The 10,915-nt window shown below is 72.7% G+C and carries 4 protein-coding genes; all 4 read left to right on the top strand.

What is annotated here, in order from left to right; all coding sequences use genetic code 11:
- Nucleotides 1-8: 8 nt before the first annotated feature.
- The 4 genes from QQS16_RS36380 to QQS16_RS36395 are packed head-to-tail and all read left to right on the top strand — an operon-like array spanning nucleotide 9 to nucleotide 10,914.
- Nucleotides 9-1,592: an amino acid adenylation domain-containing protein gene (locus tag QQS16_RS36380; protein WP_286066789.1), complete on the top strand. Its 1,584-nt coding sequence runs from the start codon at nucleotides 9-11 to the stop codon at nucleotides 1,590-1,592.
- A 34-nt stretch (nucleotides 1,593-1,626) separates the two neighbouring features.
- The gene (locus QQS16_RS36385; protein ID WP_286066790.1) at nucleotides 1,627-1,860 is read left to right on the top strand and encodes a phosphopantetheine-binding protein; all 234 of its coding nucleotides are present in this window, start codon (nucleotides 1,627-1,629) and stop codon (nucleotides 1,858-1,860) included.
- A 40-nt stretch (nucleotides 1,861-1,900) separates the two neighbouring features.
- Nucleotides 1,901-3,088, top strand: coding sequence for an NAD(P)/FAD-dependent oxidoreductase (locus QQS16_RS36390; protein WP_286066791.1), 1,188 nt, complete (start codon nucleotides 1,901-1,903; stop codon nucleotides 3,086-3,088).
- 41 nt (nucleotides 3,089-3,129) lie between these two features.
- Complete coding sequence (locus tag QQS16_RS36395; protein ID WP_286066792.1) at nucleotides 3,130-10,914, top strand: non-ribosomal peptide synthetase; 7,785 nt, start codon at nucleotides 3,130-3,132, stop codon at nucleotides 10,912-10,914.
- The last annotated feature ends 1 nt before the right edge of the window (nucleotide 10,915 follow it).

Below are 10,915 nucleotides of genomic sequence, written 5' to 3' on the forward strand. Positions count from 1 at the left end.
GCCAGTTGATGATCCTTCAGGGAAAGCGGGTCGCCCTGCCCTCCGCGCCCGTCGTCCACAAGCAGTTCGAGTCGCACGTGGCGGCCACCCCCGACGCCGTCGCCGTCGTCCACGCCGGCCGGCAGCTGACGTACGCGGAGCTGGACGCGAAGGCGAATCGTTTCGCGCGCTTCCTCGCCGCCCGCGGACACGGCCGGGGCGCGAAGGTCGGCGTCTGCCTCGACTACTCGCCCGACATGCTCGTCGCCATCCTCGGCACGCTGAAGGCGGGCGCGGCCTACGTGCCGTTCGACCCGGCCTACCCGGCGGCACGCCTCCAGCTGCTGCTGGGCCAGGTCCCCGGCCTCGCCCTGATCGTGACCTCCCCGGCGACCGCCGCAATGGTCGAGTCGGCGGGCGTGGAGACCGTCGACCTCGAACGGCTCGCCGGAGAGCTGGCGAACCTGCCGGCCACCGCGCCCGACACCGACGTCACCGGGGACGACGTGTGCTACGCCGTCTTCACGTCCGGGTCGACCGGAACGCCGAAACTCACGGCGGTGCGGCACGAGGGCTGGTTCAACCTCATGAACTGGCTGAAGCTGGAGTACGGCCTGCACAGCGGGTCGAACAACCTGGTCGTCAGCGCCTTCGGCTTCGACCTCTCCCAGCGCGCCCTGATGACCCCGCTGTTCTGCGGCGCCACCCAGTACCTCCTGGCCAGCCGCAACTTCGACGCCATGATGGCCTACCGCGTCCTGACCGAGCACGACATCCGCGTGGTGCACTGTGCCTCCAGCACCCTGTACGTGCTGGTGGACTGGGAGACCGCCCGCGGTGGCGACGCCCTCGCCCGGCTCGACTACGTCCTGTTCGGCGGCGAGGCGCTCAAGGCCGAGCGGCTCACCGACTGGGCGCGCCGCGAGGGCAACACCTGCACCCTCCTGCACCAGTACGGCGTCGCTGAGTGCACGGACGTCGCGACCTCCTACGACCTCGCCGGCCACCGCCCCGGCGGACAGGACGTCCCGCCGGTCGGCAGGCCGGCCCACAACACCGACATCCACCTCCTCGACGAGGACCTGCGCCATGTCGGGCCGGGCGAGCAGGGCGAGATCTGCATCGCCGGCGCCGGCGTCGGCGCGGGCTACCTCAACGCGGGCCCCGAGAACCGCAAGTTCACCACGATCGAGGCCGGCGGCGAGCCGGTCAGGATCTACCGCACGGGCGACCGCGGCTGTGTGACCGAGGCCGGCGACCTCGTCGTCCTCGGCCGGATCGACGCCCAGGTGAAGGTGCGCGGCATGCGCATCGACCCCACCGACGTCGAGCGCGCCCTCGCCCGGCTGGACGGCGTCCGGGAGGCCGCCGTGGTGGTCACCCGCACCGACGCCGGCGACGCCGAACTGACCGCGTTCCTCGTCCCGTCCGGGGACGACCTCGTCGCGGACGACGTGCGCGCCCGTCTGCTGCGGACGCTGCCGCGGAACATGGTCCCCGCCCGCTTCCTGACCATCGCGCGGCTCCCGCTCAGCCCGCACGGAAAGGTCGACCGCGCGGCGCTGGCCGACGCCTGCCGCGAGCAGTACGCCGGCAGCGGCACGGCGGCCTAGCCGGCGACAAGTGATGACAACCGAGAGGACCGTGATGATTGCCGACCGCGTGCGTGCCATCTGGTGCCGTGAGTTCCAGTGCGACGACATCTCCGTCGACGACGACTTCTTCGCCCTGGGCGGTCAGTCCCTGGTCATGGTGAGGATCCAGGGCGCCTACATCGAGGAACTGGGCGTCGAGGTCCCGATGGACCAGATGTTCCTCAACCCGACGGTGGCGTCCATCTCCGCGTACATCGAATCCCAGGCCGCGACGACCGCGCCGTAGCCGCCCCGTGTCGAAAAACTACTGGTAAGAGAGGCGCGCCATGTACGACGTCATTGTCATAGGTGCCCGTTGTGCAGGATCGCCGACGGCCATGCTGTTCGCGCAGCAGGGCTACCGCGTCCTGCTCCTGGAGAAAGCGCGCTTCCCGCAGGACACGCTCTCCTCGCACTACCTGCACATGCAGGGCGTGGCGCTGCTCAACCGGTGGGGGCTGCTCGACCGGATCCGCGACTCCGGCGCCCAGCCGATCACCCACCAGATCTACCAGGGCCCCGACGTCCGCATCGAGGGCTTCTCCCTGCCGATCGACGGCCTGACGACCACGTACGCGCCGCGGCGGTACGTGCTCGACCCGATCCTCGCCGAGGGGGCTGTGGCGGCCGGCGTGGAGTTCCGTCAGGGCTGCGCGGTCAAGGACCTGGTGTTCGAGAACGACCGGGTCGTCGGGGTGCGGTACGCCACGCCCGGCGGCGCCGAGGCGACGGAGCGGGCCCGCCTGGTCGTCGGCGCGGACGGCATGCGCTCGCTGGTGGCCCGCAAGGCCGGCGCCGAGAACGTCATCGAGCACCCGCGCATGACCACCACCTACTACAGCTACTGGTCCGGCGTTCCCGCCAACTTCGAGCTGTACGAGCGGCCGGGCCGCTGGATCGGCGTGCTGCCCACCAACGACGACCTCACGCTGCTCATGGCGTACTTCCCGCAGGCGGACTACAACCAGGTCCGCAAGAGCGTGGAACCCGCCTACCTCGACGCGTTCCGCACCACGGCCCCCGAGCTGTACGAGCGGATGCGGTCGGGCAGGCGCGAGGAGCAGCTCTACGGCACGGGCCACCAGGAGAACTACTTCCGCAAGGCCTACGGGCCCGGCTGGGTGCTCGTCGGTGACGCGGTGAACCACAAGGACTCCATCACCGCCCGCGGCATCACCGAGGCCTTCGTCCAGGCCCAGTCCCTCACCGACCTCGTCGGGGACCGGCTGCACGACGAGGCCGCGCTCAACTCGGCGCTCAGGCGCTACGAGAACGAGCTGAGCAACGAGGCCCTCAACCACTACCAGGGCGCGCTGAACGTGGCGGAGCTCAAGCCCGAGGGGCGCACGGAGATGCTCCGCAAGCTGGTCGGACATCAGGAGCACATCAACCGGTACTTCTCGACGCTGTCCGGGGCCATCTCCATCGACGACTTCTACAACGACGAACTCCTGACCCTCCTCGACCAGAGCTGAGTGACGACCCCGCTCCCTGGTTCGCCGATTTTGGAGACACAATGATCCCGTTGTCGTTCGCGCAGCGCCGGCTGTGGTTCGTGGACCGGTTCGAAGGCCCCTCGCCGACCTACAACGGCGCGTTCGCCCTGCGGCTGACCGGTGAGCTGGACGTGGACGCCCTCACGGCGGCGCTCCGCGACGTCATCGACAGGCACGAGGTCCTCCGCACGGTGATCGTGGAGGGCGACGACGGCGTCCCGCACCAGCAGGTGCTGGCGACCGGGGAGAAGCCGTTCGACCTGCCCGTCGTCGACGCCGCCGAGGACAAGCGGGCGGCGGCCGTCGAGGAGGTGGCCACCGAGACCTTCGACTTGGCCGCCGACGTGCCGATCCGCGCCCGGCTGGTGCGCAGCGCACCGCAGGACCACACCCTCGTCGTCGTCGCGCACCACATCGCCGTGGACGGGGAGTCCTTCGGGCCGCTGTTCAGCGACCTCACCACGGCCTACGCGGCGCGCAGGGAGGGCAGGGCCCCGGCGTGGGAGCCGCTGCCGGTGCAGTACGCGGACTACACGCTGTGGCAGCTCGACCTGCTGGGCGACGAGTCCGACCCGGAGAGCCTGGCGGCCCGGCAGCTGGAGTACTGGCGCGAGGCGCTGGCCGACCTGCCGCAGCCGCTGCCCCTGCCGACGGACCGCCCGCGCCCGAGGGTGATGAGCCCCGACGGCGACCGGATCCCGTTCTTCCTCGACGCCGGCCTGCTGGAGGCCGTGGAGAAACTGGCCGCGGAGCTGGACACCACGGTGTCGATGGTCATGCACTCGGCGCTGGCGGTGCTTCTCCAGCACCTCGGCTGCGGCGACGACGTGCCCATCGGCGCGCCGATCACGGACCGCACCGACGAGGACCTGCGCGACCTCGTCGGGTTCTTCGTCAACACCTGGGTGCTGCGCGTCGACCTGACCGGCAACCCCACCTTCCGTGAGCTGCTCCGGCGGGTGCGGGAGCGGTCCCTGGCCGCCTACGACAACCAGGACATGCCGTTCGAGCGGCTGGTGGAGCTGCTCAACCCGCACCGCTCCACCGCCTACAACCCGTTCTTCCAGGTCATGCTCTCCTGGCAGCCGCCCGTGCCGCCGCTCCAGCTGCCCGGCCTCGGTGTCCACGTCGAGCGGCTGGAGACCGGCACCGCCAAGTTCGACCTCTTCTTCGACCTGCTGCCCAACAGCGCCGGCGGGGCCGACTGCCGTCTGGAGTACGCCACCGGACTGTTCGACCGGGACACGGCCGAGAGCGTCGCCGCGCGGTTCGTGCGCGTCCTGGGCCGGCTCGTGGCCGACCCCGAGCGCGCCGTCGGCACCGTCGACGTCCTCGACGCGGACGAGCGGGACCACTGGCTCGCCCGGGCCGCCGACACCGCGGCGGAGCTGCCCGAGCTGACGGTCCCCGAGCTGTTCGAGCGGCAGGCGGCCGCCACACCCGACGTCCCGGCGCTCGTGTGCGACGGCCGGACCCTGACCTACCGGGAGCTGGACGAGCGGGCGAACGGCGTCGCCCGGGAGCTGATCCGGCGCGGGGCCGGCCCCGAGGACCTGGTGGTCCTCGCGCTGCCGCGTACCGAGGACCTCGTCGCCGGCCTGCTCGGCATCCTCAAGTCCGGCGCCGGATACGTCCCGATGGACCCGCAGTACCTCAGCGGGCGGGCGCAGACCGTGCTGTCCGAGGCCCGCCCGCGGTTCGCGGTCACCGACACCGCGACCTGGCGGGAGCTGCCGCCGGGCGACATCGAGCCGGTCAACCTCGACGACCGCGCCCGGTGGAACACCCCCGCCGGGGCCCCCGGTGACGCCGACCGGACCTCGCCGCTCGGCCCGGACAACCTGGCGTACGTGATGTACACCTCCGGCTCCACCGGCAAGCCGAAGGGCGCGGCGATCACCCACCGCAACGTCGTCAACGGCGTGCGGGAACTGGTACGCGTCCTCGACACCCCGCCCGGGTGGCGGATGGCGGCCGGCACCTCCGTCAACTTCGACGTCTCGGTCTTCGAGCTGCTGACCACCCTGACCACCGGCGGCACGGCCGAGATCCTCCCGAACGCGCTGGCGCTCGGCGAACGGGACGGCATCGAGGCCCACATCGTCAGCGGCGTGCCCTCGGTGCTCGGCGAACTGGTCGGCCACCTGGACGAGGCGGCCGGCGTGCGCACCGTCGTCTTCGCCGGCGACGTGCTCCCGGCCCGGCTGGTCCGGCAGGTCCGCGAGGCCCTGCCCGGCGCGCGGATCGTCAACTCCTACGGGCAGAGCGAGAGCTTCTACGCCACCGCCTTCTCCCTCGCCCCGGACGAGGAGTGGCCCGACGGCGACGTCGCGCCCATCGGCACCCCGCTGGGCAACATGCGCGCCTACGTCCTCGGCCCGGGCCTCGCCCCGGTGCCGCAGGGCGTGGTCGGCGAGCTGTACGTGGCCGGGGCCTGCGTGGGCCGCGGCTACCACGGCCGGCCCGGCCTGACCGCCGAACGCTACGTGCCCAGCCCCTTCGGGCCGGCGGGCGAGCGGATGTACCGCACCGGCGACCTGGCCCGCTGGAACGCGGGCGGCCGGCTGGAGTGCGTGGGCCGCGGCGACGGCCAGGTGAAGGTGCGCGGCTTCCGCATCGAGACGGCCGAGGTCGAGGCGGTCATCGCCGGGCACCCCGGCATCAGCGAGACCGTGGTGATCGGCCGGGAGCTGCCCTCGGGCGGCAAGCAGCTCGTCGCGTACGTGGTGCACACCGGCGAGGGAGCCGTCGGCGACGACGGCGTCGGCGGCATCGGCGACGTCGACGTGCAGTCCGGGGCCTCCGCCGCCGAACTGCGCAAGTTCGCCGCGGCCCGGCTGCCCGACTACATGGTGCCGTCGGCGTTCGTCGCCCTCGGCAGGCTGCCGCTCGGGCCGACCGGCAAACTGGACCGCTCGGCGCTGCCCGAGCCGGAGTTCCTCGGCGAGACCTACCGGGAACCACGCACCGAGGCCGAGAAGATCATCACCGCCGCGTACGCGGACGTCCTCGGCGTGGACCGGGTCAGCGCCGACGACGACTTCTTCGCGGTGGGCGGGGACAGCCTGCGCTCCATCCAGGTGGTGGCGCGGGCCCGCGCCAAGGGCCTGGAGCTGACCACCCGGGAGATCTTCGAGTGCCGCACGGCGGCCCGGCTGGCCGAGGTCGCCGGCGACCGCCGCGACCGGGCGCCCGTGCTCACCGAACTCGACGGCGGCGGCGTCGGCCCGATGCCGTTGCAGCCGGTGGCCCGGCAGGTGTTCGAGCACGGCGGCGGCACCGACCGGTTCGCCATGTCGATGGTGCTGGAACTGCCCGCGGGCATCGACGCCGACGGCCTCGCCGCGACACTCGACGCCGTACTCGACCGGCACGACCTGCTGCGCGCCCGGCTGGTGCCCGGCGACGAGCCCTCCCTCGTCGTGCGGGAGCCCGGCGCGGTGCGCGCGGCGGACCTGATCCGCCGGGTCGACTGCGACGGCCGCTGGGACGAGCCGGCCGCGCTGGAGGCGGCCAGGGCGGAACTGGACGACGCGGTCGGGCGCCTGGCCCCCGAGGCCGGCACCATGGCGGACTTCGTCTGGTTCGCCGCCGGCTCCGGCCGGGGCCGGCTGCTGGTGGTGCTGCACCACCTGGTCGTGGACGGCGTCTCCTGGCGCATCCTGATGTCGGACCTCGCCGAGGCCTGGCAGCAGGTCCGCTCCGGCACGGCACCCGAGCTGCCCGCGGTCGGCACGTCGGCCCGGCGCTGGGCGTCGGCGCTGGAGGACGAGGCGTACTCCCCGGAGCGGGAGGCGGAACTGACCCACTGGCAGAACGTGCTGGAGGCGTCCGACCCGCCGCTGGGCACGCGGCCGTTCGACCCGGCGCTGGACGTGTGGTCCACGGTCGACACCGTGCGGGTGGAACTGCCCGCCGATGTCACCGAGGCGGTGCTGAGCACGCTCCCCACGGCCTTCCGGGGCACCGGCACCGACGTGCTGCTCGCCGCGCTCGCCCTGGCGATGAACCGGTGGCGCGGCGCGGACGCCTCGACCCTGGTCCGCCTGGAGGGCCACGGCCGCGAGGAGGACGCCGTCCCCGGGGCCGACCTCTCCCGCACCATCGGCTGGTTCACCAGCATGTACCCGGCCCGCGTCGACGTCCGCGACGTGGACCTGGCCGAGGTGCTGGCGGGCGGCGCGGCCGCCGGCCGGGCCGTCAAGCTGGTCAAGGAGCAGCTGCGCGCGGTCCCCGGCAAGGGCATCGGGTACGGGCTGCTGCGCTGGCTGAACCAGGAGACCGGCGAGCAGCTCGCCGACTGCCCGGCCCCGCAGATCGGCTTCAACTACCTCGGCCGGATCTCCGACTCCGACGTGCCCGAGCACCTGCGCGCCGAGGGATGGGGACCGGCGTCCTGGTCCGCCGAGCTGATCGCCCTGCCCGACCCGGACCTGCCGGCGCTGTCCGCGCTGGAGGTCAACTCGGTCGCCACCGACACCCCCGAGGGCACCCGGCTCCAGGCGGCCTTCATGTTCCCCACCGGTGTCCTGTCCCGGGAACGGACCGCGGAACTGGCCGACCTGTGGGTCGAGGTGCTGCGGGGCATGGCCGCGTACGCCGCGCGCCCCGGCATCGGCGGGCTCACCCCCGCGGACGCCCCGCTGGTCCCCGTGCGGCAGCACGAGATCGAGGCGTGGGAGGAGCGGTACGGCCGACTGACCGAGGTGTGGCCGCAGGCCCCCGGACAGTCCGGCATCCAGTTCCAGGCCGCGCTCGCCGAGGGTTCCTTCGACGTCTACCACATGCAGTTCGCGCTGCACCTGTCCGGGCACGTCGACCCCGCGCGCATGCGGGCGGCCGGTCAGGCGCTGCTGGCGCGCTACCCGAACCTGCGCGCCGCGTTCCTCACCACCGACGAGGGCGATCCGGTGCAGATCGTGCCGGAGCACGTCGACATCCCCTGGCGGCACCTGGACCTGACCGGCCTGAGCGAGGCCGAGCAGGAAGCGGCGCTCGACCGGGCCCTGGCCGACGACCGGGCCGACCAGCTCGACCCGGCCCGGCCGCCGCTGATCCGCCTGGCGCTGCTCACCTGCGGGCCGCAGCGGGCCAAGCTCATCGTCACCGCGCACCACACCCTGTTCGACGGCTGGTCGTCACCGATGGTGATCACGGACCTGATCCGGCTGTACTCCGGCACCCGGGAGCTGACGCCGGTCCGCAACTACGGCGACTACCTGGCCTGGCTGTCCACCCAGGACCCGGCGGTCTCGGAGGCGCGGTGGAAGGCCGAGCTGGACGGGTTCGACCAGCCGACCCTCGTCGCACCGCAGGCCGCGCTGAAGGGGACGGCGTCCGCCCTCGGCCGGGTCGAGGTACCGCTGTCGATCGACGAGGGACGCGAACTCGCCCGCCGCGCCGCGGAGCTGGGCGTCACCCTGAACACGCTCCTTCAGGGCGCGTGGGCGATCCTGCTGTCGCAGCTCACCGGGCAGCGCGACGTGGTCTTCGGTGCCGCCGTCAACGGCCGTCCGGCCGACCTGGTCGGCTCCGACGAGATGGTCGGCCTGTTCATCAACACCCTGCCGACCAGGGTGGTCTGCGGCCCCGGCCACACCATGGGCGAGGTCATCACCGACCTTCAGGACCGGCAGACCGCCCTGCTCGACCACCACCACCACGGACTGGCCGACATCCAGCGCAGCGTCGGACTGCCCGCCCTGTTCGACACGCTGATCGTGTTCGAGAACTACCCGATCGACCGCGAAGGCATGGTGGAGGCCAACACCTCGGCGGGCTTCACCATCGACGGCATCCGTCCGTTCGCGGGATCGCACTACCCGCTCACGCTCAACTCCTCCGACCCCTACCTGCGGCTCTCCCTCGACTACCAGAACAACCTCTACGACCGCGAGGCGGCCGAGGAGATCGCCGCCCGGCTCGTGCGGGTGCTCGACCAGCTGCTGGCCGACCCGGCCACGCGCCTCGGCGACATCGACGTACTCGGTGACCGGGAGCGCAACTGGCTGCTGCACCAGGTGAACGACACCGCCGAGCCGACCCTCGAGGCGGGCGGCCTGGTGGAGGCCGTGCGCCGGCAGGCGGAGGCCACCCCCGAGGCCCTCGCCGTCGCCGCCGAGGACACCTCGCTCACGTACGCGGAACTGGAGGAGCGCGCCAACCGGCTGGCGCACTGGCTGATCGACCGTGACGTCCGCCCGGAGTCACTGGTGGCCGTGCGGCTGCCGCGGTCCGCGCAGCTCGTGGTCGCGCTGCTGGCGGTGCTGAAGACCGGCGCCACCTACGTCCCGATCGACCCGGACCACCCGCGCTCCCGGATCGACCACATCCTCGAGGACGCCCGCCCCGCGCTCGTGCTCGACGCCGACACGCTCGCCGGCGCCGACTGCTCGGGCCACCCGGCGACGGCGCCCGCGACGGCCGTCCGCCCGGACAACGCGGCGTACGTCATCTACACCTCGGGTTCGACGGGCAGGCCCAAGGGCGTGTCGGTCACCCACCGGGGGCTCGCCAACTTCCTGGCCACCATGCGGCGGCGGCTCCCGCTGGCCCCCTCGGACCGGCTGCTCGCCGTGACGACGGTCTCGTTCGACATCGCGGGACTGGAGCTGTACCTGCCGCTGATCTCCGGGGCGGCGGTGGTGCTGGCGGGCAAGGAGACCGTCTCCCAGCCCTCGGCGGTGCGGGAGGTGATGCGCCGTCACCAGGTGACCGTCGTGCAGGCGACACCGGCGTTCTGGCAGATCCTGCTCATGGAGGAGCCCGACGGCGCCACGGGCCTGCGGATCCTGGTCGGCGGGGAGGCACTGCCGCCGCACCTGGCCGAGGCCCTGGCCGGACAGGCGGCCGAGGTGACCAACGTCTACGGCCCGACCGAGACGACGATCTGGTCCACCAGCGCCCCGGTCGAGCCCGGTGCCGGTCTCCCTTCCATCGGGACCCCGATCGGCAACACCCAGGTGTACGTGCTCGACGCGCTGCTGCGGCCCGCCGCGCGCGGGGTGCAGGGCGAGCTGTACATCGCCGGCGACGGCCTGGCCCGCGGGTACCAGGGCCGGCCGGACCTCACCGCGGGACGGTTCGTGGCCTGCCCCTTCGGTGCGCCCGGCACGCGGATGTACCGCACCGGCGACCTGGTGCGCTGGCGCGAGGACGGCCGGCTCGAGTACATCGGGCGCACCGACTTCCAGGTGAAGATCCGGGGCTTCCGCATCGAGCTGGGCGAGATCGAGCACGTCCTGGCCGAACACCCCGCCGTGGCCCAGGCGGTCGCCCTGGTCCGGGAGGACCGCCCCGGAGACCAGCGGCTGGTCGCGTACGTGGTGCCGGCCGGCAAGGCCGACCCGGCCGGGCTGGACCTCGCGCCCCTGGCGGAACTGCTGCGCCGGCGCCTGCCGGAGTACATGGTGCCGTCGGCGATCGTGCCGCTCGCCGAGTTCCCGACGAACCCGAGCGGAAAGCTCGACCGCGGCGCGCTGCCCGCCCCCGACCAGGGCAGGGCCGAGCCCGGACGCGGCCCGCGCAACGCCACCGAGGAAGCCCTGTGCCGGCTCTTCGCCGACCTGCTCGGCAAGGAGGAGATCGGCATCGACGACGACTTCTTCGGCAACGGCGGCCACTCCCTGCTGGCCACCCGGCTCAGCGGGCGCATCCGTAACAAGTTCGGCGTCGACTCCAAGGTCACGATGGTGTTCCGCAACCCGACCGTCGCTCAACTGGCGGCGCGTATCGAGGAACTGACCGCGGACGATTCCCGGCCGCGCAAGAAGAACCGCCCCCAGCTGCGCCAGATGACCGTGTAGG

Origin of the sequence: Streptomyces sp. ALI-76-A (genome assembly GCF_030287445.1) — a bacterium.
Lineage (GTDB): Bacteria > Actinomycetota > Actinomycetes > Streptomycetales > Streptomycetaceae > Streptomyces.